Raw genomic sequence first — 26,593 nt, forward strand, 5'->3', positions numbered from 1 at the left:
AACTGTTGGTTTGCAGACAGTTCGCCAACAGCGTTCGAGGTGGAGCCATTTATAGAACGTCTGATTTATTCCGCAAAAGAACGTTAAACCATATTTTTAGATCCTAAACGCATATAAGGACCATCAAAGTCTGTATGTCATCCTGCAGACCCTTCCAGGACAAGGCTTTGAACGTCTCGCGACCTCGCTCGCTATTGTGTTTATCAGGAGCCAAAGCGTTGACAGTCCGGTTATGAAAACAAAAAACCGCGCTTACCTGCGCGGGTTTTCCGGCACTCGTCAGGCTGTCGAAACTTTTGTCCGACCGGTCCTGTCACTTTTTCAAGATCAATAGGAGTCAGACCATGGCAAGGGCAATCTGGAAAGGCGCAATCAGCTTCGGGCTGGTACATATACCGGTCGCGTTGGTATCGGCGACAACCTCAACCAGTGTCGACTTTGACTGGCTCGACAAGCGCAGCATGGACCCGGTCGGCTACAAGCGAATCAACAAGGTCACCGGCAAGGAAGTGACCAGCGAAAATATCGTCAAGGGTGTGGCGTACGAAAAGGATCGTTATGTCGTGCTCAGCGAAGAAGAAATACGCTCCGCGCACCCAAAATCGACTCAGACCATCGATATATTCGCCTTCGTCGACAGCCAGCAGATCCCTTTGCAAAACATCGACACACCTTATTTTCTGACCCCGGACAAACGCGGCGAAAAAGTCTATGCACTGCTGCGCGAAACCCTGATCGATACCCGCAAGGTGGCGCTGGCCAATGTCGTGTTGCACACCCGTGAACATCTGGCGGCGGTCATGCCGCTGGAGTCGGCACTGGTGATGGTGATCCTGCGCTGGCCTGCCGACGTGCGCGAGCTCGACGCTCTTGAGCTGAGCGACGCGGTGACGGATGCGCAGTTGACCAAAAGCGAGCGCGACATGGCCAAGCGTCTGGTCAAGGACATGAGCGCCGACTGGCAGCCTGAGCAGTACCGTGACACCTTTCAGGACAAAATCATGCAATTGGTCGAAACCAAGGCAGGAGAAGGCAAGATCGAGGATGTCGAGACGGATCCGGCCGAAGAAGAGCGCAAGAGCGCCGATGTCATCGACCTCACCGACTTGTTGCGGCGCAGCCTGGCGGGCAAGGGTAGTGCGGGTAAAAGCAAACCGGGCAAGCCCGCGGCAAAAGAAAAACCTGCCGACAAGGACAGTACCAAGCCCAAACGACCTGCCGCTCGCAAGAAAACCAGTAAAGCCTCTTGAGCCATACGGAGACACCGGCCATGGCCAAGCCCGCCAGCGAGTACACACGCAAGCGCAATTTTGCCGTCACCTCCGAGCCTGCGGAGAGCCCGCGCAAAGGCAAATCCCGTTCGAAGCCCGGTGCGCTGGCTTTCGTGATTCAAAAGCACGATGCACGTAACCTGCACTACGATTTTCGCCTGGAACTGGACGGCACGCTCAAGAGCTGGGCGGTGCCCAAAGGGCCGAGTCTGGACCCCAGGCAAAAGCGGCTGGCCGTGCATGTCGAAGACCACCCACTGGACTATGCCGGTTTCGAGGGCAGCATTCCGCAAGGTCAGTACGGCGGCGGCGATGTGATTGTCTGGGACCGTGGGATCTGGCAACCGCATGGCGATCCGCAAAAGACCTATGAGGAAGGAAAGCTCAAATTCACCCTGGTCGGCGAGAAGCTCAGTGGCGACTGGGCACTGGTACGTACCCGGCTCAAAGGTAGCGGCAGCAAGGAGCAGTGGCTGCTGATCAAGGAAAAGGACGCCATTGCACGGCCTGCTGACGAATACGACATTACTCAGGAGCAGCCGCAGAGCGTGATCAGTGGTGCTCACGTCGGCAATGCTCATGCAGACAAAAAGCGCAGCACGTCGGCAAAGCCTCCGGTAAAACCTGCATCGGGCAAAACCGGAGCCTCGGCGTCAAAAACCGAGGCATCCGCTTCACCTGCAAAAACAGCGCGGAAGAAATCGAAGCCAGACTTCCCTGAAGCGCTTTCGCCGCAACTGGCGACGTTGGTGGATGCGCCGCCAGCGGGTGACTGGCTTTATGAGATCAAGTTCGACGGCTACCGCATTCTGACCCGCATTCAGGATGATGAAGTGCGTTTGTTCACCCGTAACGGTCATGACTGGACCGAGCGGCTGCCCGAGCTGGTCAAGGCGCTCAAGGGGCTGAAAGTAAAGGACAGCTGGTTCGACGGTGAGGTCGTGGTTCTTGACGAGCAAGGGCTCCCGGACTTCCAGGGGCTGCAGAATGCCTTTGACGCCGGCACCAGCAAAAACATCCTGTATTACCTGTTCGACATGCCGTTCCTGGGCGCAGAAGATCTGCGTGAAGTGCCCCTTGAACAGCGTCGTGAGGCCTTGAAACACGTGCTCCACGCTCAGCGCAGTCGCCTGTTGCGTTATTCGGATGCCTTTCAGGCCGGGCATCAGGACATTGTGGCGAGTGCTGCCGCAATGGGCCTGGAAGGGGTCATTGGCAAGCGTGCCGGGAGTGCCTATGTCGGCAAGCGCAACGCCGACTGGATCAAGCTCAAATGCCGGCTGCGACAAGAGTTCGTGATTGTCGGGTACTCCGCTCCGCAGGGCAGCCGCTCGGCATTTGGGGCCTTGTTGCTGGCGGTCAACGACGGCGATGAGGGACTGGTGTATGCCGGCAGGGTCGGCACCGGGTTCAGTGAAGCGACGCTTGCACAACTGCACAAACAGCTGAAAAAGCTCCACCGCAAGGATTCACCGCTGGCCAGAAAACTGTCCTCGGCTCAGGCCCGGGGTGTGCAGTGGGTCGAGCCAAAACAGGTCTGCGAAGCGGAATTCGCCCAGTGGACCCGCGAAGGCATTGTGCGACAGGCTGCATTTGTCGGATTGCGCAGTGACAAGCCAGCCACTGAGGTGGTGCGCGAAGACGCTCAGCCTGCCAGGGTTGCCAGTCAGGGCCAGACTAAAGCGAAGTCGGCAGCGCCCCGGAGCGGTAAAAAAACCGCTCAAGGCAAAGTGGATGTAGCCGGCACCGGCATCAGCCATCCGGATCGGGTAATCGACAGCAAGACCGGCACCAGCAAGGTCCAGCTTGCACAGTTCTACGAGTCTATCGCCGAGTGGATTCTGCCGTATCTGAACAAGCGTCCGGTGGCGTTGCTGCGTTGTCCGGAGGGCATCGACGGTGAGCAGTTCTTCCAGAAACACGCCAAGCATCTGGCGATTCCGCACATCAAACAGCTGGATCGTGCGCTGGATCCCGGACATGCCGCGCTGATGGAAATCGATTCGCTGCCCGCATTGGTCGGTGCTGCGCAGATGGGAGCCATCGAGTTGCATACCTGGGGCGCGACGCGTGACAGGATCGAAACGCCGGACCATTTCGTTCTGGACCTTGATCCCGATCCGGCGCTGCCCTGGCGCAGCATGATCGAAGCCACGCAAATGGTGCTTGCCGTGCTGGAGGAGCTTGGGCTCGACGCCTATCTCAAGACCAGTGGCGGCAAGGGCATGCACATCATTGTGCCGTTGGCGCGGCACGCAGACTGGGACACGGTGAAGGCCTTTGCCAAGGCCATCGCCGAGTTCGCCAGTCGTCAGTTGCCCGAACATTTCACTGCGACCATGGGGCCGAAGAACCGGGTGGGGAAAATTTTCATCGATTACCTGCGCAACAGCCGAGGCGGCAGCACAGTGACGGCCTATTCGGTACGTGCCCGGCCGGGGTTGCCGGTCTCGGTGCCGATTGCGCTGGATGAGCTGGCGGGTCTGAAGTCGCCGGCACAGTGGGACATCTCCAGCCTGGGGCAGCGCTTGAAGCAGCTCAAGGACGATCCGTGGGCCGGCTACAGCAACCGCCGCAAAATCACGCAAAAGATGTGGAAGCAACTGGGCGCGAAACAGCCGTGAGACGCCGTGTTTCATTCGCTGCAAGCCGACATGCCCTGGCATGTCGGCCGGCCGCCTGAGGGTCAGAGAATCCGGTACAGCAATCGCTCGACCCGGACCCGGCTGACGCGCTTGAGGAACTTGCGCACCCCTTCGGGATAATTGGCCAGTGTGTCGAGTTCGTCATACTGGTTGACGCGCTGGGTATTGCGCATCAGATGAGCGATTTCTGCGTCACGCGGCTCGCTCCAGAGGCCTTGCGGATCATCGATCAACAGCGCGTTTTCCAGGTCCAGATTGAATGCACGAGGGTTAAGGTTGTTGCCCGTCAACAGGGTATAGCGCTGATCGACCCAAATGCCTTTGAGATGGAACGTGTTATCGCCATGTTTCCACAGGTGCACGTTGAGGCGCTGCTGCGCGATTGCCTTTTGATGCTTGTGGGCAAAGCGCCGCAGACTGATTTCATACAGGTACGGCAGGGCCGAGATCACCTTGAACGGTTCGTCCGGGTCAATGAAGAAGTCGTTGGCGGTCTTGTCGCCAATGATGATATCGACCTGCACACCGCGCTTGAGCGCCCGGTTGATCTCACGGGTCACGGCCACCGGCAGGTTGAAATACGGGGTGCAGATGGTCAGCTGGATCTTGCTCGACGCAATCAGGTCGCAAATGGCTCGATTAAGGTTGTTACGTGGTCCGACGCCCAGCAGCGGAATCACCCGCAGCTCGCCGTTTTCCTTTTCACCCGCCGAGGTGTCGTAGGCGGCGCGCTTCAGATCGCTGCGAAAGGCGCGGATTTCACTGCGCAGGCTGCGCGAGTCGGGTGGCGATTGCAGGTCGAGGCGGTGCACGGCCGGTGACGGGAGTATTTCTCGCTGTACCAGATTCTGAAAAGCATCCGCCAGTGGTGCGCTTTCGATCAGGTGGTAACGGTCCAGGCGGTATTTGTCGAGCTTGTGCAGGTAGACGTTGTTGATGCTGGCACCGCTGTAGATCACACAATCGTCGATCACACTGCCCTTGAGATGCAGCACCCCGAACAGCTCGCGGGTTTGCACGGGCACGCCGTAGATCGGTACTTCTTCATCGTATTCAAGGTTCTGCGCCTGATACCAGGTCGAGTTGCCGGGCTGACGTCCGGCACCGATCAGCCCCCTCTGCGCACGGAACCAGTCAACCAGCACCACGACATCAAGCTCCGGCCGGGCAGCCTTGGCCGCGTACAGCGCGTCGAGGATCTCCTGGCCGGCTTCATCCTGTTGCAGGTACAACGCGATGATATAGATGCGGCGGGTGGCCGACGCGATCCTTTCCAGCAGACAGCGCCTGTAGTCGGCGGCAGAAGGAACAATGGAGATTGCATCGCTCGGCAAGGCAAAACCACGAAGTGCTGCCAGGGTCGAGCGTCGGAAAGTGGACGGCATAGGCCTCTCGATCGGAAAACCAATAGCGCATGAGCTTACACGAGAGTTGCGTGCAGGTGGCTGTCCCTGACCTGTTTCAAAGCATTGCGAAGCGTCTCGGGATGTTATGCCCATGGCGAGCGGTGTGACATCGGGGCACTGAGCGTCGGGCGTTCGCGACATTGGCCGATACGCTTTGAAGCTGGCGGGTACGATCGATTTTCGGGTGGCTGGCCGCATCGCGGGATGCGGCCAGTGGCTCGATCAGTAGCCGTTACGCTTGAGAATGGTGTGAATGCTTTCTTTCGCGGGGCGCCCGTAGAATTTCAACAGTTCAGCGGTACGGTTGGTGAAGAAACCATCGACCCCATCATTGCTGATGCGCTTGAAGTCATCGGCGGCGTCCACCGTGTAGGCGTGGATCACCATACCTTTCTCGTGGGTCAGGTTGTTCATCCAGGGCTTGACCAGGTCCATGTAGCTTTGGTCGCCGCCCTTGGCCAGTTGCGACGAAGGACCGGTGCCGATGGCACCATGGGCTTTGGCCCAGTCAATCCATTTCTGGAACTCCTCCGGTGATTTGACTTCCTGCGAAGCGTAGTAGGTGGCTTTGTCCTTGGCCCCCGAATCCTTGAACGCGACGCTGGATTTAGGCTCTATCGAGCCTTCGCCAATCCACAGCAGCATGACTTTGGGCACTTTCGGCATTTCTTTCTGCAGCAATTCCAGGCTTTGCTTCTCGAACGTCTGCAGTACCACGCGTCCCGGCATATGCGCGACGTTGACATGGCCGGCCGCTGCGGCGGGGCGCTGCGCGAGCCAGCCGCGTTGGGTCAGCACTTTTTTAAGGTCGGCTTCGACACCGGGAAACTTGTTCGGCACCTTGGTCTCGATGTACAGCCCCGGTTTGTTCGCGCCGCCTTCGGCGATGTCGATGACCTCATCCAGTGTCAGGATTTGCAACCCGGTGTAACTGTCGCGCGCCCTGTCGGGGTAGGCCTTGTTGAACCATGAACCAGCATCCAGTTGCTTGAGTTCCGCCAGCGTGAAGGTACTGACCGGGTCCTTGACCCGGGTCGGGAACACTTCGGCAATGTTGGTGGTGCGTTCCAGCACGTCATCGTGCAGCGCTATCAGTACGCCGTCCTTGGTGCGCTGGATGTCCATTTCCAGGTAATCGGCACCCAGATCGCGTGCCAGGGTATAGGCCGGAATGGTCTCTTCCGGCGCGTCGAATGAAGCGCCGCGGTGGGCGATCACGGCGGGCCAGGGCAGACCGTATTTCTCGCTCAATACCTTGCCTGGGGCATCCGCCGCCGCTGCCATGCCTGATGACAACATCAGGCTCGACATGACAGCCGCAGCCAAAAGGGTCTTTTTCAACAGGGTGGTGGAAAATCCTTGCATGGGCGGGTGTTTCCTTGTTTTTGAGAAGGCCTGTTTTGAGAAACCTGAGCACCAGCCGACAGGGCTGCCGTTGGTTTCGCTGCATGCAACGATAGCGCACTTGCGATCCCGGGTCTGGCAAGGCCTCAGGCTCTGGGCCTGAATTGGCTACGCTCGCCGAGTTTTCGTACAGAGCCCAGTGTCTCCGGCAAATGCGTCCACTTTATGAACACATAGTGCAGGCGAAAGCTTTTTTTCAGCGCGAACACCAGGGTGCGCTGCACAAGCGCGTCGAGTCGCGTTAAGGTCAGTGTTTTGCTGATCGGACGAGAACGCACATGACAACGGTATTGGTGCTGGTGGAAAACCTGGACACGTATTTGCCAATTCTGGAAAGCAGCGGTTTTCAGCTGATTCGTGCGCCGACGGCTGAACTGCGCGCCGAGGCAATTGCTGCGCACGGGCAGGAAATCAGTGCCGTTGTCACACGCGGACCGCTGGGTTTTTTCGCCGAGGAAATGGATGCACTGCCGCAGCTGCGCATCATTTGTGTGAGCGGTGCCGGCTACGAGAAGGTTGATCTGTCTGCTGCGCAGGCGCGGGGCATCCGTGTGACCAACGGTGCGGGCGTCAATGCCGCCACGGTGGCTGATCATACGCTGGCGCTGTTGCTGTCCCTGGTGCGTGACATCCCGCAGGCCGATGCCTCGGTACGGCGCAGCGAATGGCGCAAGGTGGTACGACCCTCGCTGGCGGGCAAGCGCCTGGGGATTGTCGGGCTGGGTGCCGTGGGGCTGGCGATTGCCAAGCGTGCAGCAGCGTTCGACATCGCCATCGGCTACCACAATCGCAAACCGCGCACCGATTGCGATTACACCTGGCACGCCACGCCACAAGCGCTGGCTGCCGCGTCGGATTTTCTGATCATCGCCACCCCCGGCGGCACCGGCACGCAGCATCTGGTCGATGCACAGGTGCTTGAGGCACTGGGTCCTGAAGGCTTTCTGGTCAATATTGCGCGCGCCAGTGTCGTGGACACTCATGCCTTGGTCGAGGTGCTCGAGAACCAGCGGATTGCCGGAGCCGCGCTGGACGTGTTCGACGATGAGCCCGCTGTGCCGGACGTGTTCAAGACGCTGGGCAATGTCGTGCTGACGCCCCATGTAGCAGGGCTGTCCCCGGAGGCCTCGAGAGACAGTGTGCAGATGGTCAACGACAATCTGCTGGCATTCTTTTCCGGAAAGCCGGTGCTGACGCCTGTGATTGACTGACCCGGCGTGCAGTGTTGCACGCCGGCATTGCAACGATGCCCATTCTGCTGGTTTTGATGCCTGTTTATAGTCCCCGCCCAGGTCATACGAAGTCGAACAGGGAGCAGGGCATGGGCAAAGCAGATAGCGTAGGCAACACGGTAAAGATCGGCCTGGTGGGGGATTTCAACGCGGATGTTCCAGCCCATCGGGCCATTCCTCTGGCATTGCAGATGGCGGCGGAGGTGCTTCAAATAACGGTCGGCTTCGAGTGGCTGCCTACGCCACAGATCGGCAACGGTGCACGGCTTGGCGAATTCGACGGTCTCTGGTGTGTGCCTGCCAGTCCGTACCTGGACATGCAGGGCGCATTGACTGCCATTCGTTTCGCCCGTGAGCAGCTCGTGCCGTTTCTTGGAACGTGCGGCGGCTTTCAGCACGCGTTGGTGGAGTACGCTCGCCATCAATTGGGCTGGGCAGACGCCGAGCACGGCGAAACGGCACCAGAAGCGCCAAACGTCATCATTAAGCCACTCAGTTGCTCACTGGTCGAATCGGTGGCAGCGGTTCAGTTGCAACCCGATACATTGATTGCCCGGGCGTACGGCAGGCTGGATATAGAAGAGCGTTATCACTGCCGCTACGGTCTGCGCCGTGAGCTGGAGTCCGCGCTGTTCGGCCAACGGCTCGAAATCAGTGGACGCGGCCCGGAAGGCGAAGTACGCAGTATTGAACTGCAGGGGCATCCGTTCTTCGTCGCCACGCTGTTCCAGCCGGAACGGGCTGCGTTGCAGGGCGAAATACCGCCTGTGGTCAAGGCTTTCCTGCGCGCTTGCAGCGCATTCGTACAGAGTACCGAATCATGATGGCCTCGCGCTTTGCCACGCCCTATTTTGCGGTCGTGTTCACCTCATTGCGTACGCCTGACGAAGGGCAGGCCTACGCAGATGCTGCGCGGCGAATGGTAGGTCTGGCCCGGCAACGGCCCGGCTTTTTAGGCGTGGAATCGGCACGCGGCGAAGACGGACTGGGGATCACCGTATCCTACTGGACCGATGAGACCGCGATTCTGGCCTGGAAACGGCAAGCCGAACATGCCGAGGTCCGCGAGCAGGGGCGTGCACGCTGGTATCAGGCGTTTACCACGCGAATCTGCAAGGTCGAGCGTGATTACGCGTTCGACAGCTAGCTATCAGGGCATTACCGGCGGCGTATAGGCCAGTGTAATGCCCAGTGCCCAGAGCAGAAACAGTACCAGTGGCGTGTGAACCAGCAACTGCACGAACGAGAACCCGATCAAGTCACGTGCTTTCAGGCCCAGTACGCCCAGCAGCGGCAGCATATAAAACGGATTGATCAGGTTGGGAAGCGCTTCGGCTGCGTTGTAGATCTGTACTGCCCAGCCGAGGTGATACTGCAGGTCATTGGCGACTTGCATCACATAGGGCGCTTCGATGATCCACTTGCCGCCGCCCGATGGAATGAAAAAGCCCAATATGGCCGAATAGACGCCCATCAGAATCGCGTAGGTGTCATGCGAGGCGATACTGGTGAAAAACGTCGAGATGTAATGCGCCAGGGTTTGCGCATCACCGCCTTTGACTGTAGTCAGCAGCGCGGCGATCGAGCCGTACAGCGGAAATTGAATCAACACACCGGTGGTAGTGGGCACCGCCCGTGCTACTGCATCGAGAAAGCTGCGCGGCCGCCAGTGCAGCAATGCGCCGAGCATGATGAACAGAAAGTTGTAAGTATTGAGTCCGGAAATCGCAGTGATCGCCGGTTTGTTCGAAAACTCGTTGAACAACCAGCCTGCTCCCAGCAGCACCATCAGGATGATCAGCAGCGGGCTATACTCCAGCCATTCGCCGGGCCGTGTGCGAGGTGGCAGTGGCGGCAGGTTGAAGGCCGGGTCGACACCGCAGGCCTTGGCGTCGCGAGCGCTGTTGGGACCTGGGGCGGTGGCATAGGCCACGATCAGTGAGATGACCACCAGTGCTGCGAGCATGACCCCGGATTGCCACAGAAAAATGGTTTCGGTGAAAGGAATCACGCCGGTGATCGCCAGGATGGACGGCGGCAGGCTGGCCGGGTTGGCCTGCAACTGCGCAGCCGAAGAAGACAACCCCAGCGCCCAGACTGCGCCCAGCCCCAGGTACGCGGCAGCACCGGCTGCGCGATAATCCATGCGCAGGTCGGTACGCCGGGCGAGGGCGCGTGCCAGCAAGCCGCCGAACACCAGTGACAGTCCCCAGTTGAGTAACGAGGCCAGCATGGAAATCAGCGCCACCCAGGCCACCGCCGAGCGTCCGTTGCGTGGCACCCGGGCCAGGCGGTCGATCAGGCGTACGGCGGGAGGTGAACTGGCGACCACGTAACCGCCAATGACCACGAAGGCCATTTGCATGGTGAACGGAATCAGGCTCCAGAACCCGTCACCGAATGCCTTGGCGGCCTCGGCCGGACGTGCGCCGATAGCCAGCGTTGCCAGGGTGACGATAACCACCGCCAATGCGGCAAATACCCAGGAGTCGGGAAACCAGCGCTCGGCCCACGCTGCACAGCGCAAGGCAAATCGGGCGGAACGGCTTTCTTCGATGTTGGCGGCCATCTGGGGCACCTCTTCTTGTCATTATTATCGGGGTCGAGCGCAAGGTGGTGTTACCACGTCGTGGCACCAAGCGTTCGCAAGCCATTCTGATGTTGGTCAGACGCCGCAGGAGCTAGCCGGGCCGTTGGCCACAGTCAAGCGCGAGCTTCATAACCAGGAGCCAGAGGCTCACGGTCCTCAAAAGCTCATCTCGATCACGTCATCCGGAACGATCAGTTTGCCGGCGGTCCTGGCTATGATCTCTTCGACGCTGACCCCAGGCGCACGCTCGCGGAGGATGAACGCACCGTTTTCAATTTCCAGGTACGCCAGGTCGGTCAGCACCTTGCGAATGCATCCCGCACCGGTCAGCGGCAGGCTGCAGCGGGTCAGCAGCTTGGATTCGCCGTCCCTGGATGCGTGGGTCATGGTCACAATGATGTTTTCGGCACCCGCCACCAGGTCCATCGCGCCGCCCATGCCCTTGACCAGTTTGCCGGGGATCATCCACGACGCGATATTGCCCTCGACATCCACCTCGAAAGCGCCAAGCACCGTCAGGTCGACATGGCCACCACGGATCATGGCAAAGGATTCGGCCGACGAGAAAATCGATGCTCCGATGCGTGCGGTAACTGTCTGCTTGCCGGCATTGATCATGTCCGCGTCGAGGGTGTCCTCGGTCGGAAAGGCGCCCATGCCCAGCAGGCCGTTTTCCGATTGCAGCATGACGTCGATGTCGTCCGGCACATAGTTGGCCACCAGCGTTGGAATGCCGATGCCGAGGTTCACGTAATAACCGTCCTTGAGTTCACGAGCGACGCGTTGAGCCATTTGTTCGCGAGAAAGTGCCATGGTCTGAATCTCTTTGTTGTTGTCTGCCCGAGGCGGCGCTATCAGGATTTTCTGACGGTGCGCTGTTCAATGCGTTTTTCAAACGTGCCTTGAATCACTCGATCGACATAAATGCCGGGCGTGTGGATCTGGGCAGGCAGCAATACGCCGGGTTCGACGATCTCCTCGACTTCCACCACGGTGATACGTCCAGCGGTGGCCGCTACCGGGTTGAAGTTTTGCGCGGTATGTCTATAGATGACATTGCCGAAGTGGTCGGCTTTCCAGCCTTTGATCAAGGCGAAGTCGCCGGTGATGGCTTCCTCCAGAATGACGTTGCGGCCATTGAACTGACGGGTTTCCTTGCCTTCAGCCACGGGGGTTCCATAACCGGTCGCGGTGTAGAACGCCGGAATGCCCGCGCCACCTGCGCGCAGTTTTTCCGCCAGGGTGCCTTGAGGGGTGAGTTCGACTTCCAGTTCGCCACTGAGCAACTGCTTTTCGAACAAGGCGTTTTCGCCGACGTAGGATGAAATCATTTTCCGGATCTGCCGGTCTTCGAGCAGTATGCCCAGGCCGAAGCCGTCAACGCCGCAGTTGTTGGAAACCACGGTCAGGCCTTTGATGCCCATGCGTTTGATCTGCATGATCAGGTTTTCCGGAATGCCACACAGGCCAAAGCCGCCGCAGAGCACAGTCATGCCATCGGTCAGCCCGGCGAGGGCTTCTTCGTAAGTCGCTACTCGTTTATCGAGTCCAGCCATGATGATCCGCCTTTTATAGTTGTTGACCGACAGTCGCACTGCCGGAGGATCGATGACTTGCATCTTCTCTCGTGAGCACTGATTTGTTAATTTTGTTTTTCTGATCAATTGATAAGAAAATCGAATAGATGAATGTCAAGCAGCTTCGCGCTTTTCTGGCAGTGGCGCAGTACTTGAGCTTTGCCCAGGCAGGGGAGCGGCTGAACATCTCTCAGCCGGCGTTGAGCCTGACGATCAAGGGGCTGGAGGACGACCTGGGCGGGCAATTGCTGACCCGCACCACACGCAATGTGGCGCTGACGCCCGAAGGCGAAACCCTGCTGCCACTGGCGCGCCAACTGATGGCCGACTGGGACAACACCGAAGAGCTGCTGCGCCAGCGGTTCACCTTGCAGACGGGGCGGGTTTCCATCGCCGCCATGCCATCATTCGCCGGCAATCTGCTGCCTGCGGCGCTGAAGGTATTCCGCGGACGCTACCCGCGGGTCAACGTTGCGGTGCATGACGTGATCAACGAACAGGTGCTGGAGATGGTGCGCCATCGTCGCGTCGAGCTGGGGATCGGTTTTGAGCCCGAGTCCAACGGCACCCTGTCGTTTACGCCGTTCTATATGGACCGTTTCGTGGCCGTGGTACCTGGAGAGTCGCCGCTGGCCGGGCGGGGCGAGGTGTCCTGGGCGGAACTGTTGCGCGAAGACTTTATCGCCCTGCAACGCCCTTCGGCCGTACGTTTGCTGCTGGAGCAGGCCATCGAGCCCAGGCACGGCAAGCTGGCGGTGGCGTTCGAAAGCCATCAGTTGTCGACCATCGGCCGTATGGTTGCCAACGGTCTGGGCGTAAGCGCCGTGCCATCGCTGTGTATAGGGCAGATGCACGAACTGGGGGCATGCTGCGTTGCGCTGGTAGAGCCGCGTATCGAGCGCCGTATCGGCCTGATGATGCTGGCCGATCACAAACTTTCCACTGCGGCCCAGGCGTTGCGCGAGGTATTGATCGAGGAGGCTCGGAGCAGTCGATAGCGACTATCACGGCGGATGATTTTTGCTGCAACGGGGGGGCGGCGTAACCTTGCTTCATTCCTGAAATGAAGCCCGCCCGGAGGCCCCAGATGAACCGTATGCTTGCCCTTGCGCTTGTCCTGACATTCACCGTTGCGCTGGTTTCCGGCTGCTCCACCCATCATGCGGTCGAGCAGCGTGCGTTCAGTGCCGAAGAAAGCCATCAACTGGCGCTTGAAGACCTGAACCGTCGTGGCCTGTCGTTTGAGGAGTATCAGGCGCGCAAGGCGCAGTTGATGGCCGATCCTCGGATTCAGCAGGCGCGGGAATTCGACGATAAAGGCGAAACAAGTGTTGACCTGGGTGTGACAGGCCAGCAGCCGCAAGGTTAACAGTCTGCTTCAAAACGATTTTTTGTGTAACTGTACGGCAGGAATTTACAGTCAACTGTCCGTGTGTTTCCTCTGCCGCTTTCGATAGGGTGAGCACCTGACTTACTGATCCGGACAGGCTGTATGGTGCTCTCTTTCGATTTGCTTCTTGCGTTCACACTCTTCGCGTTCGTCACCTCGATAACTCCCGGCCCGAACAATATGATGCTGCTGGCCTCCGGCGTGAATTTCGGTTTCAGCCGCACCCTGCCGCATATGCTCGGCATCAGCATCGGTTTTTTCGTATTGGTGCTGGCCGTCGGCTTCGGTCTGGGCAGTGTGTTCAAGGCGTGGCCCGTTCTCTACACGATCCTGCGCTACGTGGGGGCCGCCTACCTTCTGTACCTGGCCTGGAAAATTGCCACCTCAAAACCTGCTTCCGATGAGGTCGACAGCCAGGGCAAACCGCTGGGCTTCATGAGCGCCGCGCTGTTTCAATGGGTCAACCCCAAAGCCTGGATCATGGCGATCGGAGCTATTAGTACTTACACGCCGATGCAGGGCTATTTCTACAATGTGGTGGTAATTTCGGCGGTGTTTGCGCTGATCAACCTGCCCAGCGTAGGCATCTGGGCAGGTTTTGGCAGCTTGCTGCGCAACGTTTTGCGCGATCCGCTGGGGCTGCGTCTTTTCAACGGGGTGATGGCCTTGCTATTGGTGGCCTCGCTGTATCCGCTGTTTGTCGAGCATTGAGTCCGGGACTATAAAGCCAGTTGCAAATGCCCGCCCGCCTGCTTGTGACGAGCCTGCAAGCGTCGTTGCAGGCCGTGATGGAAGTGTTCCAGCCCCTCATGCAGGCGCTCGGTGAGAATTTCGTCCAGCGTGCCGCCTTCTTCATTGTCGTCGTAACTGATCTGCGTATCGATGGCGAAGATACCGTGCAGCACTTCCTGGGACTTGAGGGCAGACAGTACCGGTTTGAGTGCGTAATCCACAGCCAGCATGTGCGCAATGCTGCCGCCGGTGGCCAGCGGCAAGACCACTTTGCCATGCAGCGCGCGTTCGGGCAGCAAGTCGAGCAGGGTTTTCAGCGCGCCTGAAAATGACGCCTTGTAGACCGGCGTGCCGATCAGCAGGCCATCGGCCTGCCTGACCGCTTCGATAAATTCCAGCACTTGTGGGCTGTCGAAACGGGCAAAAAGCAGGTCCTCGGCATTGAAGTCACGTATGCGCAACGTGGTGACCTCAACCCCGTGGTTCTGTAACCAGCGGCTGGCATGGGCCAGTACGACGCCAGAACGGGATTTGGGCGAGGGACTGCCTGAAAGTGAAACAACGAGCATGTGGGATTTCCTTGCGATAAGCGTGAAACTGTAAAGCAGCTTGTGTGCCAGCCTCCCCAAGGCAGGGCCATTGCCCCGCAGACAATGGCCCTGGGTGCGTTTTCGTAAACTGGATGAGAGGTCGACGTGCTGATGCAAACGTTGCCAACTGTTGAACGGCTGTTGCTCTGGCAACAGTCCGGCGCTTGACCAAGGGGTCAGTTGCGGAAGGCTGCACCGGTCTGCACCACGCTGGCCGATCCGAGTAACTGACTGATGAACCGGCTCCAGCGGGTGATGTCGGCGGGACCGACGAATACCACGTCCTGCGCCTTGAGCTCGAACTGCCCCGCCAACAGGTAGGCTGTGGGCTTTTTCGCGTTGAGGTGGTAAACGGAGGAGGTGGCTTCGGCAAAGTTTTCCGCACCGCGTATTACGTAGACTGCATCGCCGTCCGCACTGTCCGGGTTTAGTCCGCCGGAATTTCCCAGAGCCTCCAGCAGCGTCAGTCGGGTGGTGCCGAAGGAGATCACTTGCGGATTACGCACTTCACCCAGCACGTAGATCTTGTTTCGCGAATTACTGTTCAGGTGCAGGTAATCGCCGTCCTTGAGGAAGATCCTGCTCAGTTGCGAGTCCTTGCGGTTGAGCGAGTCGATGTCGATCAGGTAGTCCCTGCCGTCGCGCCGCAGGGTCAGTCCGGCCAGGTTGGCATCGGTCAGGTCTACACCTGCAACGCTCACCGCCTGCACCAGGCTCAAGGGAATATTGGTAATCGGTTGCGGGCCGGGGACCTTGAAAGAACCGGACAAAAGTATTCGCTGGCTGTTGTAGCGCAGCACTTTGACGTCGACCTTGACCTCGGTGTATTGCGGTGCCAGCCCCATGCGCAGCTGCTCGCGGACCTCGCTGACCGTTCTGCCGCTCGCACGGATCCTTCCGACATAGGGGAAGTAAAGTGTGCCATCGTTGAGCACTTCCCGGGTGTTGGCATCCAGTTGGTCCTGCGAGCCTGGCGCTGTCAGTTCCGGGTGTTCGAACACGGTGACCAGCAAGGTGTCTCCTGCGCCAATCACGTATTCCGGGGTTTTGTAGTCAAGCAGCGCCTGCGGCAGTGCCTTGGCCTCTGCCGTTGCGCGCAGTTGCTGTTGCTGCAAGCTTTTCGGAGTGACCTCGATCAACTGCGCACGTGGCTCGTCTGCCTTGCCGGTAGTGACGTCGTCCGGCGTCATGTGCTGCCCGGGGGCAAATGCACAGCCTTGCAGCGCCAGGCTGGTGAGCAGTAAGGCAACTAACGTTGGATTCATTGCGTTTTTCCTTTCATGGCATTGCTCCTTTCTTTGAGCGCACCGAGGGTGCCCGGCGCGTTTTTTCACTCAGATGCCGCCTTAGAAGGCGTTCTTGTTGACGAACCCTTTGAGCAGTGTCAGCAGGATGATTTTGAGGTCCAGCCAGATCGACCAGTGTTCGATGTATTCCAGGTCGAACTCGACGCGCATGCGCATCTTGTCGAGTGTGTCGGTCTCCCCGCGCCAGCCGTTGATCTGCGCCCAGCCGGTAATGCCGGGCTTGACCTTGTGGCGCAACATGTAGCCGCTGACCTGCTTGCGGTACTGTTCGTTGTGCGCAATGGCATGAGGGCGCGGGCCGACAATGGACATGTCGCCGTGCAACACGTTGAAGAACTGCGGCAGCTCATCCAGCGAGGTGCGCCGTAAAAAGGCACCCAGCGGCGTCACCCGTGCATCGTTGCGTGTGGCCTGAAGCACCAGATCGGCGTTTTCCTGGACGTTCATGCTGCGGAATTTCCAGACCATGATCGAGCGGCCGTCCAGCCCGTAGCGACGCTGACGGAACAGTACCGGGCCCTCGGAAGTGAGCTTGATAGCTGCAGCGATGGCCAGCAGCGGCAGAGCGATCAACAGCAGAATCAGACAGGACAGGACGATGTCTTCGGCGCGCTTGACCAGGCTCCAGGCACCGTCCATGGGCGAGTCGAAGATGCTGATGCTGGCCAGGCCATTGATGCTCTCACTGCGCGCATGCAGCAGATCAAACATGAACACGTCCGGAATCAGGTATACCGAGGCGGTGGTATCACTCAAGCCGGTAATCAGCTCGCGTAATTGCGGTTCGGCGCTGAAGGCGAGGGTGATATACACCTTGTCGATCCGGTCCGCGCGGGCATCTTCGATCAACTGATCCAGGTCGCCGAGCACAGGCAGGCGACGTTTTCCGGTCTGCAGATTCATTTGCTGCGGGTGCGCATCGTAAAAGCCCAGCAGGGTCAGCCCCATCCACGGCGCAAGGGAAATGGAGCGGGCCAGTCGCTCCCCTACCTGACCCGTCCCGACGATGGCCACCCGGCGCGTATTGAAGCCATGCCGACGCAGCGTGTGCAGGGCCAGGCGGATCAGCAGCCGATAGCCGCACAGCACCGCGAGCGCCAGCGCGAACCAGCTCATCTGGGTGTTATCGGGTAATTGCGTCTGCTTGAGCAGCAGGCTGTTCAGTAGCAGCAGGGTGATGAACGTCATCGACCAGTAACTGAAGACTTTGCTCAGTTCGCGCAGTATGCGTTCGCCACGCCACGAGCCGTACAGCTGGTGATATTCGCTGATCCAGTGAAAGACCAGCACCGCCAGGACGATGTGTGACCAGGCCCCGGTGCTGTCGGCGACGGTCAGCCCGGTTTGCCAGTAACCGATCAGCACGATAATGATCAGATCCAGCAGGCGATGAGCGAGGGAAAGCGTTGACTGATGGGCATGCAGAATACCGCGTACGGAAGTGCGCATTGGGGGAGCTCGCTCAGACGGTTTTTATCGGGACGACACGGCCTGGCAGTTCGCTGCCCAGAACGGGCGATGGGTGCACAATCCGGTTCGTGTGGGGCAGGCGGGCCAGATGCACCAGATATGACGTGGCCAGCCGGTTTTCGACGAAGGCTTTTATCTCCTGCTCGAAGCGCTCCACCGAAAACCGTTCGGCATTGGCGCGGCAGGCCTCTGGCGCAATGCATGACTGCGCTGCCTCGAATTCGCCGATAGCGGCGATCAGCGATGCCGCGGTTTGCTGCCGGTAGAGCACGCCGGTCGGTTGCGGGTGCTCCAGACCGTGCACGGTCTCCATGACGCCACCCTTGCCGAACGCGATCACCGGCGTGCCGCAGGCTTGAGCCTCTACCGGGCTGATACCAAAATCCTCTTCTGCCGCGAAGACAAACGCCTTGGCGCTGCGCATGTGCGCCAGCAAGACTGCGCCAGGCTGGAACCCCAGCAGCGTTACGTTGGACACCCGGCTGGCAATCGCCTGCGCCTTGGCCAGGTCCGGCCCGTCGCCGATCATGATCAGGCGTTTGTCCGGCATGGCGGCAAACGCTTCGACGATCATCGGCATGCGTTTATAGGGCACCATGCGCGAGGCGCACAGATAGAAGTCCCCGCGCGCGCCGTCGGGGGTAAACCCGAGCGTGTCCACCGGTGGATAGATAACCGTGGAGTCACGTCGATACGCCTTGGAGATGCGTGCACCGATAAAGCCTGAATTGGCAATGAACGCATCCACGCCGGTCGATGTGCGCTGGTCCCACAGGCGGATGTAATGCAGGATCAGGCGTGCCAGGCTGCCCTTGATTCCCTTGTCCAGCCCCGACTCGTGGAGATACTGGTGCTGCAAGTCCCAGGCGTAGCGGATCGGCGAGTGCACATAGCTGATGTGCAGTTGGTCCGGGCCGCAGAGCACGCCCTTGGCCACCGCATGGCTGCTGCTGATGATCAGGTCATAACCGGACAGGTCCAGTTGCTCGATGGCCAGCGGCATCAGTGGCAGGTAGCGTGGATAGTGGTTGCGCGCACCGGGCAGTTTCTGGATGAACGTCGTTCTGGCGACCTTGCCGCGCAAATGCGTGCGGTCCTGATCGCTGAGAAAGTCGATGACCGCAAACAGGTCCGCATCGGGCCAGACGTTGATCAGTGAAGCAAGCACACGCTCGGCACCGGAGTAACTCACCAGCCAGTCGTGGACGATAGCAATTCTCATGGGTGTTCCTTGCTGTAAGGGCCCGCGCTACTGCGGATGCGGAAGGGCGCATCCTGGCGTTACTGTGGTGGGTTCAGGGTTTGCCGGTAGACGATTCGGCAGCGTTATGCCGCTTGCTTCTCGACGCAGGAGAAGACGCCAGCAACGCATCGATACGCTGGGAAAGACGCTGCGCAGAAAGGTCCCAGGAAAAACGCTGCACGTTATGCAATCCCTGAACCTGCAGCGCGTTGCGCAACGGCGCGTCAATCAGCATGCGTTGCATGGCTGCGGCCATGTGGCTGACGTCCAGTGGGTCGAAATACAGTGCACTGCCCTGCAGGACTTCGGGGATCGACGCGGCATTGGCCGCCAGCACCGGGCAGCCACAAGCCTGGGCTTCAAGCGGCGGAATACCGAACCCCTCGTAAAGCGAGGGAAACACGAACGCTGTCGCGCCCTGATATTGCGCGATCAACTCGGCGTCGTTGAGTCGTCCCAGAAAACGGATGCGCGGGTCACGGCAGGCGAGACGTTGCAGGTCGGGGTCGGCAAACAGCGCGCTCGCCGCACCGACAATATGCAGTTGCAGGTCGGCGTGACCACGCAGGCTTAGAAATGCCTGAATCATCCTGTTGAAATTCTTGTGCACGGCGGGCGACGAAACTGCCAGCAGGTATTTCGGTTGATCGACAAGTGTCGTACCTGGCTTGAACTCGTCACTGACCGCGGCGGGCACGACCAGTACCTTGTCCTTGGCGTAGCCATAGAACGAGGCTATTTCACCCCGGGAGAAGCTGCTGCCGGTGATCAGGGTTCTGGCGCGTGACAGGAGGATCGGCGTGATGGTCCGATAGGCCAGCCGGAACAGCCGGGTATAGCTTTGCGGGTAGCGCACGTAGCTGATGTCATGGTGAGTCGCTACCTGGTTGCCATAGAACACCGGCCCCGTGTTGCCGATCGAGATCAGCAGCGGGCTGCCCTGACGTTTCAGATGAAGCGGCAGATCGATCTGTTCCCACACATGGCCGGTGGAGTGTCCGATGCGCTGCGCCTGCAGCGCATTGGCACAGTCGTGCAGCTTGAGGTTGTGCGGGGCGACGAAGACCAGATCGTCGCGCAGTCGTTTTAGCGCTCTGCACATCTGCTCTGCATAGCGCTGCACACCACTGACATCCTGGGTAAGAAACCGTGAATTGATGACAATCATCTCAAGCATCCTGCTGATGAGGGGAGCTGGCTGGCGCCAGGTTCTGTCCTTGAACGGGGTAAACAGGGCGGGTTGCGCCCTTCGTCACACTACGTGCTGCATTCCATAAGCGTCTGGGCAAAAATGCTTTCGTACTGGTCGAGCATCAGGTCCAGGTTCATCAACGACGCGACGCTGTTGCGTGCCTGGCTGCTCAGACGTGCCAGCAGTTCGGGCTGCTGATGCAGCTTGAGCATTGCCAGCCCCAGTGAATCCGGGTCATCGGGGCTGCACAGCAGGCCATTGAGCGGGTCCTGAATGATTTCCGTCAGCCCGCCCATGCGGCTGGCGATGACCGGCAGCGAGTGCGCGCAGGCCTCGACGGCCACCATGCCGAACGGCTCATTCCACAGGGAGGGAACGATTGCCACGTCGATCTGGCGGTAGAAGTCTTCTGGCCTCTGCACGCCGACGAAACGAATGTCCGGTGATGTTGCCATGGTCCTGAAGCGCTTTTCGTCAGTCGATTGTCCGCGCCCGGCAATCTGCAGCGTGGCCTTGAACGGCAAGTGCTGGAACTGATCGATCAACCATCCCAGCCCCTTGTTTGCCGACAGCGTGCCCAGATAGCCGAAACGTAAGGGGGCGTCATCGCGGGGCGCTCTGGGCTGTCCGGGCATCGGTGCTGTGAACGGGCTGGCGTTATGCACCACATAGCCCCGCGCGCCCTTGAAATAGCCCTGCGCCTGCAAGGTGTCGAGCATGAACCGGCTGACACCTACGACCGTGCCGACCTGTTCTGACTGCTGTGCATGGTTGCTGCGCAACTGCGTGCACATCGTGCACTGGCGCTGACAGCTGTGCCCCTTCTTGAACATGGTGCTGGCAGGGCAGAGCAGGTAGAAGTCATGCAGAACCTGCACGATCGGGCGATTGGCAGCGGTTATTTCGTCCCACGCCGACACCGACCAACCGGTCAGGTTATGGCACACCACCAGCTCCGGCTGCTCCAGTTCAATTACCCTTGCGACGTACTCGCGCATGCCCGCGTTGTAGCGATCACGCCAGTGCCAGGCAAGCCGCGCCAGACGACCCGGACGTTGAGTCATGAAGTGCCAGTACCGGTTAAGCAGGCCGGCACGATAGACCTTGACTCTATTGACCTCTGCCAGCTGCAGGCCGGGGCGGTCTGTGGTGGCCAGTACCGCAACGCTGTGTCCGCGTTGCTGCAAGCCCTCGACGGTACGCTGCAGAATGATTTCCGCGCCGCCGCCTATGTCGGGTGCATAGAGACTGCTGATAAAGAGGATTTTCATAGTGGGTAGGCCTTGTTCAGGCCCAGCGCGCTGGCTTCCCCTTCGCGAATGGCGTTGTTGAGCAGGCTCAACCGTGCGGTGACGCCGCAACGCCATGCATACAGGCTCAACAGACAAAGAAATATCCGGCGATTGAGCCGGTAGATCAGTGTGGAGGACGCCCAGACGTGCCTGTCGAACCAGGCCTGATTGCGTGCGGCGTAGTAGGCACGCAGATCCGATCCGCCCAACAGGTAGTTTTCGTAGACATTTCGGGTGCGTGCCTTGATGTTCCAGGAGTCTTCCAGATCATCCAGCAGCGCTTCGGGTATCAGCGATAACGTCCCGCCACCGTCGGTAATGCGCCAGGTGTACTCGGTGTCGTCGCTGTACAGGATGAGTGCGTCCAGTGGCAGGCCGATCTTCTCGTACAGGCTGCGATGGGCCAGCAATCCTCCATAGGTGGCGAACGGTAGCTGCACCCGCTCCGGCATTGACAGGCTCGCACGGGGCTTTCCCCAGGGCAGGCGTCGCCAGATCTTGTACGGCAACTGGGCAATGTGGAAACCGAAGAAGCTTGATCGCCGCTGGATTGCGTAACGCAGCGGTACGCCAGCGGCGATGTCCGCTTGATGCGTGGGGCGAAAGCCGAGCACTGCGCAGTTGTCGCTGCCGTCGATTGTCTGCCTTTCATGCAGCGCCCGGTGCAGCACTTCAATGGCATTGGCGGTTGGCGCGTTATCGTCGTCCATCAGCCAGATGTATTCGTCGCCTTTCTCCAGTGCGGCCTTGATGCCTGTCGCATAACCGAAGGCCGAGCCGGTGTTGTGGGGCAGCCTGATCACCTGAACCTGATCGGGCCACTCGTCGCACAACGCCTGCAACGGCGCGACTGAGGCGTTGCTGACAATGATCACACGGGCAATCAGCGGGCTCTCCAGCGAGCGGCTGATCAATGTGTGCAGATAGCTGGAACGATCACCATAGGTGAGCGTCACCAGAGTGGTCTGGTGGGGCATGGTGCGGTTCCGGGGCTGATGAGATAGGCTGCGGTTGCCTGTTTTCAGGCACCTTTCGTGTGGCAGTTCCATACGCGAGCGGCGAGGCTTATGCGCGTGCTTCGATGCGCAACAGGCTGCTGATGGGCAATACCACCTTTTGCTGGCGTTGCAGCATGTTGAGCAGAATCACCGCGCGTTCAGTGCCATCTTCAGCCAGAAATATGGCTTCCACGTCACCCCAGTTGCCGGTTGTGATCATGACTGGCTCGCCCTGAATAAATCGTGCTTTGGGCGCGGGCGTCGAGAGTCGCTGGCGGATCTGTTCGATCAGATGATCGCGTACCGGCACCGGTTGGCCGCCGAACGTCACAATGCGCGAGACGCCGCGCGTGGAGCGAATCGGATACCAGTTGTCCTGCACCTGATCCATACGGATGAACAGGTAACCGGGGAACAACGGCTCGTCGGCCAGAGCCCTTGCGCCCGTTCGCTTCACGTTGGCCTGCAGTGGTCGGTAACACTCGAAATGTTGACGGCACAGATGTTCTTCGGCGCGGGCTTCCTGGCGGGGTTTGGTCTGGATCAGGTACCAGCGAGTATTCTGGTCGGACAGTGACATGGTTAATTCCTTTTAAATGAAACAGCTCGGTTAACGACAGTCATTACTCCTGGCTAGCGGGGAGCAGGGTGGTAGTTGTAGCCGTAAGCCGCGCAGTCGTAATCGGACGTCGTGGCCTTGCGCACCACTGCATTGAAAATGGCACCCTTGATCAGAATTCCGTTCTGGCCCAGACGTCGTTTGCAGGCTTCGATTTCCTGTACGGTGGTCATGCCAAAGCGTGCCACCAGCAGACAGGTGCCTGCCTGACGACCCACCAGTGTCGCGTCCGTCACGGCAAGGACAGGTGGCGTATCGATCAGAATCAGGTCATACAGCGGCGACAGTTCGGCAAGCATCTTGTGGAAGTTGTCATGCATCAGCAATTCCGAGGGGTTGGGGGCCGCGAAGCCGCAGGAGATGAAATCCAGATGCCGGACCCGCGTCTGGTTGATGACATCGGTACAGCGCAGGCGGGCGGCCAGTGTGTCGGACAGGCCGTGTTTGGGTTGCAGACCTAAAACGCGATGCAGGTAGCCTTTGCGCATGTCGGCATCGATCAGCAGGACCCGCTTGCCGGTCTGAGCAACGATGGTTGCCAGATTGCTCGATACAAACGACTTGCCGGCACCTGGCGTCGGGCTCGATATCATCAGCACGTTGTTACGTGCTTCAAGCATGGCGAAATGCAGGCTGGTGCGCAGACTTCGCAATGACTCGATGGCCAGCTCGCTGGGCGCAGCAATGCTCAGCAGCCTTGATTCCTTGCTGTCTGGAGTGCGCTTCTCGAGGCGCTCCTGCTGGCGCGAGTGGGGCAGCGATGCATAGACCGGCATGCCCAGACTTTCGATGGTTTCGGCGCTCTCGATGCCACGATAGAAGGCCTGACGTATGAAAACGATGATCATGGCGACCAGCGCGCCGATCAGCGTGGCCAGCGACACAATCAGTGTCTTCATCGGTTTGACGGGTTTCTCGACGTTGGTGTCGGCATTGTCGATGACCCGCACGTTGCCGATGTTGCCCGCGCGCAGAATGTCCTGCTCCTGGCTTTTGTTGAGCATCAGTGTGTAGGTCTGACTGATGACCTGCATGTCGCGGGTCAGACGCAACAATTCCTGCTGAGTCATGGGCAGCGCGTCGATTTTCTTCAGCAGGCCTTGTTTCTGCTGCTCCAACTGGTTCATCTGGCTCATCAGGCTGCGATAGGTCGGGTGCTCACGGGTGTACAGCCGTTCCAGCTCGACGCGCCTGAGTTTCAGTTCGGAAAGCATCGAGTCGAGGCTGACCACCTGATCGAGCACGCCTTTGGTTTCGATGCTCAGATCGACCGATCTGGCGCTGGTCTGGAACGTATTCAGCGCGGCTTCCGATTCCTCCAGCTGCTTGCGCACGGCGGGCAACTGGGAGCGTAGAAACTGCAGCCGCTGGGCGGCCTCGGCAGAACTGCGCTCGACGTTCTGGCGCACATACAGGTGGCTGACCTCATCGAGAATCCGGTTGGCCCGCTGCGCATCCTGGTCTTCGATGGATAAATAGATGATGCCCGAATCCCTGCCAGCCTCGGCGATCTTCAGGCGGTTCTGATAGACCAGTGCGGTGCTGAGCGTGCGCTGTCTGGAGAGGCTGAAGTTCGTACCGGGGCGCGCCAGCAGCGTTGCGACCTGAATCCTGATCCCGTTGCCTTCGACAACGCGGTTGGTCGTGCCGCCAAGCAGCAGATTGTGTTCGTTATCGTACAGCGAGAACTGGCCCGGCCTGCCTGCGGTCAGGGTGAGTTTTTCGCCCAGCAGGTGTTCCGGTACTTCCAGTTGAAACACATCGATTTTTTCGCCACCCCAGGCGTAGTGGGTCAGGCCGAATAAAGGCTCTGCCAGCTCACCGTCGCGCACCGGCTTGAAGGTGCGGTACAGATAAGGACCGATCACTGGAAAGAAATCAGGTGTCTGAAGCGTATTGAGCTTCAAATCGTCGACCACCTTGCCCAGCAGTGCGCGTGACTTGATCAACTCTGCGACACCGAGAGTGGTTTGGCGCTGACCTCCGGAGTGCCTTCGATGCCGATTTTTCTGGGCTCTATCTGAATCATGGCGGTGGCCTGATACACCGGCGTGGCGAGAATGGCATACGCCAGACCCGCCAGAAAAAACAGGCCGACGGTCCACGCGATCAGGGTCTTGTGGTCGAACAGCATCCGCAGAACAGTTGCCAGATCGATCCGCGAGTCCTGTTGGAAATCCAGGGATGGACGGTTCATGACGGTCATTTATCCTGTTGCTCCTGACTGAAAATGAGGAAGCCAGTCGTCTATGCAGCGCGAAAGCTGCGCGTAGGTCCGTTCGAAAGCGGAGGCAGGCCGTCGGTAAGGGTCAGCTACGTCGAGCGGCTGCTGCCATTGACCGATCAGAAAGGCTTTGCCGCGTACTTCGGGTGCGAGGTCGAGAACGTCGGAAAAATGCGCTTGTTCCATCAGCAGAATCAGATCTGCCTGGCGCAGCAGTTCGCGATTCATCTGGCGCGCGGCATGGCGCTGAGGTTGTACCTTGTGCGACTGCAGAACCGCCCGCGCCGCCGGGTCGATGGAGCTGCCCGACAACGCAGCAATGCCTGCCGACTGAACACGCACCTGCGTCGCTTCCAGGCGCTGCTGCAGCATCGCAGCGGCCATCGGGCTGCGGCAAATGTTGCCGACACATATCACCAGCACGCTACTGAACATGAGATTTGCCCGTGGTCGGCAACAGGCGTCTGCCCAGGTTGACGAGCACGTTGCCTGCCACTTTCCACAAGGTTTGCAGCTTGTGACGGGGTGCGAGTGCGGCGAGTGACAGGGACACCGTCTGCATCAGGAAGTGTTCGTACAGAGACTGATTGCCCAGGCGGTAGTAATAATTGGCCAGGCTTGAGCAGGTCTGCAGGTTCATGTGCAGCTTGCGTTTGTCACTGCGCATGGAAAACACTCCGCCGGGGTGCATGCGATAGGCGGCGGGCTTGATCTGCGCCATGAATTTGCCTTTGCCGTAGGCACCCAGCAATGACCACCAGCACATATCGTTCAGCGGTGCGTTGCACAGGCTCAATTCAGGTGGCAGCGTGCTGAACACATTGCGAAAGCACACAGTGAGCGTTGACAGACGCCTGGCCTGTTGCAGCTCCAGCGCCGTAGCGTCGGTGCGCAAAGAGCCTTGCAGTTGCACGCCATACTGACCGTGCTCGTCAAAGGCGAACGCATCGTGGTAAGTGATGACGTAATCAGGATGGCGTTCGAGAAAGTCTACTTGCAGTTGCAGTTTTCGCGGATCAGTCCAGTAGTCGTCGGCTTCGCAGTAGGCGATGTAACGGCCGCGAGCTTCGGCAAACAGACCCGGAACGCAAGGTGCGCCCTGGCGGTACTGATTGACCTGCTGATAGAAGGGCCGAATGATCGTCGGATGCCGCTCGGCATAATGCGCAATGATGCAGGCAGTACCGTCTGTGGACGCATCGTCGTTGATCAGGATTTCGAAGTTGAAATCGGTCTGCTGTGACAGGAACCCTTCCAGCGCCTGGGCAACGAAGGCCTCCTGGTTGTAGGCGGGGCAGATGATGCTCAACAACGGCGGTTCCAGGCGGGGCTCGCCGGTATTTTTTGCAGTGTCGTCCATGGCTCAAGTACTCGGTTTACTGAACAAAACGTAGATTTTCGACGCCAGCGG

Annotated in this window: 23 protein-coding genes and 1 pseudogene; 8 read left to right on the forward strand and 16 right to left on the reverse strand. The window is 59.3% G+C overall.

The genetic code is table 11. The annotated features are described in order from the left end of the window. Nucleotides 1–344: 344 nt before the first annotated feature. Nucleotides 345–1,250: a non-homologous end joining protein Ku gene (ku, locus tag ALO80_RS26585; RefSeq protein WP_054986479.1), complete on the forward strand. Its 906-nt coding sequence runs from the start codon at nucleotides 345–347 to the stop codon at nucleotides 1,248–1,250. Nucleotides 1,251–1,270: 20 nt separating this feature from the next. Next, a complete protein-coding gene (gene ligD, locus ALO80_RS26590) occupies nucleotides 1,271–3,895 on the forward strand; it encodes a DNA ligase D (protein WP_055011129.1) in 2,625 nt (874 codons plus the stop codon). A gap of 62 nt (nucleotides 3,896–3,957) precedes the next feature. On the opposite strand, the gene pssA is transcribed toward ligD, so the two are convergent. Further along, nucleotides 3,958–5,301, reverse strand: coding sequence for a CDP-diacylglycerol--serine O-phosphatidyltransferase (gene pssA, locus ALO80_RS26595; RefSeq protein ID WP_055005359.1), 1,344 nt, complete (start codon nucleotides 5,299–5,301; stop codon nucleotides 3,958–3,960). A gap of 243 nt (nucleotides 5,302–5,544) precedes the next feature. After that, nucleotides 5,545–6,687 carry a glycerophosphodiester phosphodiesterase gene (locus ALO80_RS26600; protein WP_055011130.1) on the reverse strand — a complete coding sequence of 381 codons (1,143 nt, stop codon included), beginning with the start codon at nucleotides 6,685–6,687 and terminating at the stop codon, nucleotides 5,545–5,547. 317 nt (nucleotides 6,688–7,004) lie between these two features. On the opposite strand from ALO80_RS26600, the gene ALO80_RS26605 reads away from it, so the two are divergent. The 3 genes from ALO80_RS26605 (at nucleotide 7,005) to ALO80_RS26615 (ending at nucleotide 9,105) form a co-directional block, all read left to right on the forward strand. Further along, entirely contained in the window at nucleotides 7,005–7,937 is a 933-nt protein-coding gene (locus ALO80_RS26605; RefSeq protein ID WP_055011131.1) for a 2-hydroxyacid dehydrogenase, read from the forward strand. A 110-nt stretch (nucleotides 7,938–8,047) separates the two neighbouring features. Next, nucleotides 8,048–8,782, forward strand: a complete 735-nt coding sequence (locus ALO80_RS26610; protein ID WP_055011132.1) for a CTP synthase C-terminal region-related (seleno)protein — start codon at nucleotides 8,048–8,050, stop codon at nucleotides 8,780–8,782. Continuing rightward, entirely contained in the window at nucleotides 8,779–9,105 is a 327-nt protein-coding gene (locus ALO80_RS26615; protein WP_055011133.1) for an antibiotic biosynthesis monooxygenase family protein, read from the forward strand. The genes ALO80_RS26610 and ALO80_RS26615 overlap by 4 nt, the downstream gene beginning before the upstream one ends. Nucleotides 9,106–9,108: 3 nt before the next feature. Here the strand turns inward: ALO80_RS26615 and ALO80_RS26620 are convergent, their stop codons facing one another. From ALO80_RS26620 to ALO80_RS26630, 3 genes are all read right to left on the reverse strand, one after another. Beyond that, the gene (locus ALO80_RS26620) at nucleotides 9,109–10,527 is read right to left on the reverse strand and encodes a short-chain fatty acid transporter (RefSeq protein ID WP_055011134.1); all 1,419 of its coding nucleotides are present in this window, start codon (nucleotides 10,525–10,527) and stop codon (nucleotides 9,109–9,111) included. 177 nt (nucleotides 10,528–10,704) lie between these two features. After that, nucleotides 10,705–11,361 carry a CoA transferase subunit B gene (locus ALO80_RS26625; RefSeq protein WP_054986487.1) on the reverse strand — a complete coding sequence of 219 codons (657 nt, stop codon included), beginning with the start codon at nucleotides 11,359–11,361 and terminating at the stop codon, nucleotides 10,705–10,707. 41 nt (nucleotides 11,362–11,402) lie between these two features. Further along, the gene (locus ALO80_RS26630; RefSeq protein WP_054986496.1) at nucleotides 11,403–12,104 is read right to left on the reverse strand and encodes a CoA transferase subunit A; all 702 of its coding nucleotides are present in this window, start codon (nucleotides 12,102–12,104) and stop codon (nucleotides 11,403–11,405) included. Nucleotides 12,105–12,232: 128 nt separating this feature from the next. Between ALO80_RS26630 and ALO80_RS26635 the strand changes: the two genes are divergently transcribed. The 3 genes from ALO80_RS26635 (at nucleotide 12,233) to ALO80_RS26645 (ending at nucleotide 14,226) form a co-directional block, all read left to right on the forward strand. Then, nucleotides 12,233–13,123 carry a LysR family transcriptional regulator gene (locus tag ALO80_RS26635; RefSeq protein WP_055011135.1) on the forward strand — a complete coding sequence of 297 codons (891 nt, stop codon included), beginning with the start codon at nucleotides 12,233–12,235 and terminating at the stop codon, nucleotides 13,121–13,123. An 89-nt stretch (nucleotides 13,124–13,212) separates the two neighbouring features. Further along, a complete protein-coding gene (locus tag ALO80_RS26640) occupies nucleotides 13,213–13,494 on the forward strand; it encodes an outer membrane protein assembly factor BamD (protein WP_055011136.1) in 282 nt (93 codons plus the stop codon). 123 nt (nucleotides 13,495–13,617) lie between these two features. After that, on the forward strand, nucleotides 13,618–14,226 hold the full coding sequence (locus tag ALO80_RS26645) for a LysE family translocator (protein ID WP_055011137.1): 609 nt from the start codon (nucleotides 13,618–13,620) through the stop codon (nucleotides 14,224–14,226). An 8-nt stretch (nucleotides 14,227–14,234) separates the two neighbouring features. Here the strand turns inward: ALO80_RS26645 and ssuE are convergent, their stop codons facing one another. The 11 genes and pseudogenes from ssuE to ALO80_RS26700 form a co-directional block, all read right to left on the reverse strand. Then, a complete protein-coding gene (ssuE, locus tag ALO80_RS26650; RefSeq protein WP_055011138.1) occupies nucleotides 14,235–14,816 on the reverse strand; it encodes an NADPH-dependent FMN reductase in 582 nt (193 codons plus the stop codon). Between the two features lie 197 nt (nucleotides 14,817–15,013). Beyond that, on the reverse strand, nucleotides 15,014–16,102 hold the full coding sequence (locus ALO80_RS26655) for a polysaccharide biosynthesis/export family protein (protein ID WP_055011139.1): 1,089 nt from the start codon (nucleotides 16,100–16,102) through the stop codon (nucleotides 15,014–15,016). An 81-nt stretch (nucleotides 16,103–16,183) separates the two neighbouring features. Then, nucleotides 16,184–17,593, reverse strand: coding sequence for an undecaprenyl-phosphate glucose phosphotransferase (locus ALO80_RS26660; protein ID WP_055011140.1), 1,410 nt, complete (start codon nucleotides 17,591–17,593; stop codon nucleotides 16,184–16,186). A 13-nt stretch (nucleotides 17,594–17,606) separates the two neighbouring features. Beyond that, nucleotides 17,607–18,836, reverse strand: a complete 1,230-nt coding sequence (locus ALO80_RS26665) for a glycosyltransferase family 4 protein (protein WP_055011141.1) — start codon at nucleotides 18,834–18,836, stop codon at nucleotides 17,607–17,609. Nucleotides 18,837–18,909: 73 nt separating this feature from the next. After that, nucleotides 18,910–20,025 carry a glycosyltransferase family 4 protein gene (locus ALO80_RS26670; protein WP_055011142.1) on the reverse strand — a complete coding sequence of 372 codons (1,116 nt, stop codon included), beginning with the start codon at nucleotides 20,023–20,025 and terminating at the stop codon, nucleotides 18,910–18,912. Between the two features lie 89 nt (nucleotides 20,026–20,114). Continuing rightward, complete coding sequence (locus tag ALO80_RS26675; RefSeq protein ID WP_055011143.1) at nucleotides 20,115–21,320, reverse strand: glycosyltransferase family 4 protein; 1,206 nt, start codon at nucleotides 21,318–21,320, stop codon at nucleotides 20,115–20,117. Beyond that, nucleotides 21,317–22,318 (reverse strand): glycosyltransferase, encoded by a 1,002-nt coding sequence (locus ALO80_RS26680; protein WP_055011144.1) that lies wholly within the window; start codon nucleotides 22,316–22,318, stop codon nucleotides 21,317–21,319. Before ALO80_RS26680 ends, ALO80_RS26675 begins: the two co-directional genes overlap by 4 nt. Before the next feature lie 88 nt (nucleotides 22,319–22,406). Beyond that, entirely contained in the window at nucleotides 22,407–22,919 is a 513-nt protein-coding gene (gene rfaH / locus ALO80_RS26685; protein WP_055011145.1) for a transcription/translation regulatory transformer protein RfaH, read from the reverse strand. A 53-nt stretch (nucleotides 22,920–22,972) separates the two neighbouring features. Continuing rightward, nucleotides 22,973–25,164, reverse strand: a pseudogene (locus ALO80_RS26690) (polysaccharide biosynthesis tyrosine autokinase). Next, entirely contained in the window at nucleotides 25,165–25,617 is a 453-nt protein-coding gene (locus tag ALO80_RS26695) for a low molecular weight protein-tyrosine-phosphatase (RefSeq protein ID WP_055011146.1), read from the reverse strand. It abuts the pseudogene before it with no gap. Beyond that, on the reverse strand, nucleotides 25,607–26,542 hold the full coding sequence (locus tag ALO80_RS26700) for a glycosyltransferase family 2 protein (protein WP_055011147.1): 936 nt from the start codon (nucleotides 26,540–26,542) through the stop codon (nucleotides 25,607–25,609). The genes ALO80_RS26695 and ALO80_RS26700 overlap by 11 nt, the downstream gene beginning before the upstream one ends. Nucleotides 26,543–26,593: the final 51 nt, after the last annotated feature.

The sequence above is a fragment of the Pseudomonas caricapapayae genome (assembly GCF_001400735.1).
Taxonomy (GTDB): domain Bacteria; phylum Pseudomonadota; class Gammaproteobacteria; order Pseudomonadales; family Pseudomonadaceae; genus Aquipseudomonas; species Aquipseudomonas caricapapayae.

Bases quoted from the DNA above. Each gene is read 5' to 3' on its own strand.
- ALO80_RS26665 (WP_055011141.1), bottom strand. From the start codon at position 18,836: ATGAGAATTGCTATCGTCCACGACTGGCTGGTGAGTTACTCCGGTGCC.
- ALO80_RS26625 (WP_054986487.1), bottom strand. From the start codon at position 11,361: ATGGCACTTTCTCGCGAACAAATGGCTCAACGCGTCGCTCGTGAACTC.
- ssuE (WP_055011138.1), bottom strand. From the start codon at position 14,816: ATGCTCGTTGTTTCACTTTCAGGCAGTCCCTCGCCCAAATCCCGTTCT.
- ALO80_RS26635 (WP_055011135.1), top strand. From the start codon at position 12,233: ATGAATGTCAAGCAGCTTCGCGCTTTTCTGGCAGTGGCGCAGTACTTG.
- ALO80_RS26640 (WP_055011136.1), top strand. From the start codon at position 13,213: ATGAACCGTATGCTTGCCCTTGCGCTTGTCCTGACATTCACCGTTGCG.
- ALO80_RS26680 (WP_055011144.1), bottom strand. From the start codon at position 22,318: ATGCCCCACCAGACCACTCTGGTGACGCTCACCTATGGTGATCGTTCC.
- ALO80_RS26615 (WP_055011133.1), top strand. From the start codon at position 8,779: ATGATGGCCTCGCGCTTTGCCACGCCCTATTTTGCGGTCGTGTTCACC.
- ALO80_RS26645 (WP_055011137.1), top strand. From the start codon at position 13,618: ATGGTGCTCTCTTTCGATTTGCTTCTTGCGTTCACACTCTTCGCGTTC.
- ALO80_RS26600 (WP_055011130.1), bottom strand. From the start codon at position 6,687: ATGCAAGGATTTTCCACCACCCTGTTGAAAAAGACCCTTTTGGCTGCG.
- ALO80_RS26700 (WP_055011147.1), bottom strand. From the start codon at position 26,542: ATGGACGACACTGCAAAAAATACCGGCGAGCCCCGCCTGGAACCGCCG.
- ALO80_RS26670 (WP_055011142.1), bottom strand. From the start codon at position 20,025: ATGATTGTCATCAATTCACGGTTTCTTACCCAGGATGTCAGTGGTGTG.
- ALO80_RS26610 (WP_055011132.1), top strand. From the start codon at position 8,048: ATGGGCAAAGCAGATAGCGTAGGCAACACGGTAAAGATCGGCCTGGTG.
- ALO80_RS26605 (WP_055011131.1), top strand. From the start codon at position 7,005: ATGACAACGGTATTGGTGCTGGTGGAAAACCTGGACACGTATTTGCCA.
- ALO80_RS26660 (WP_055011140.1), bottom strand. From the start codon at position 17,593: ATGCGCACTTCCGTACGCGGTATTCTGCATGCCCATCAGTCAACGCTT.
- pssA (WP_055005359.1), bottom strand. From the start codon at position 5,301: ATGCCGTCCACTTTCCGACGCTCGACCCTGGCAGCACTTCGTGGTTTT.
- ALO80_RS26620 (WP_055011134.1), bottom strand. From the start codon at position 10,527: ATGGCCGCCAACATCGAAGAAAGCCGTTCCGCCCGATTTGCCTTGCGC.
- ligD (WP_055011129.1), top strand. From the start codon at position 1,271: ATGGCCAAGCCCGCCAGCGAGTACACACGCAAGCGCAATTTTGCCGTC.
- ALO80_RS26695 (WP_055011146.1), bottom strand. From the start codon at position 25,617: ATGTTCAGTAGCGTGCTGGTGATATGTGTCGGCAACATTTGCCGCAGC.
- ALO80_RS26655 (WP_055011139.1), bottom strand. From the start codon at position 16,102: ATGAATCCAACGTTAGTTGCCTTACTGCTCACCAGCCTGGCGCTGCAA.
- ALO80_RS26630 (WP_054986496.1), bottom strand. From the start codon at position 12,104: ATGGCTGGACTCGATAAACGAGTAGCGACTTACGAAGAAGCCCTCGCC.
- rfaH (WP_055011145.1), bottom strand. From the start codon at position 22,919: ATGTCACTGTCCGACCAGAATACTCGCTGGTACCTGATCCAGACCAAA.
- ALO80_RS26675 (WP_055011143.1), bottom strand. From the start codon at position 21,320: ATGAAAATCCTCTTTATCAGCAGTCTCTATGCACCCGACATAGGCGGC.
- ku (WP_054986479.1), top strand. From the start codon at position 345: ATGGCAAGGGCAATCTGGAAAGGCGCAATCAGCTTCGGGCTGGTACAT.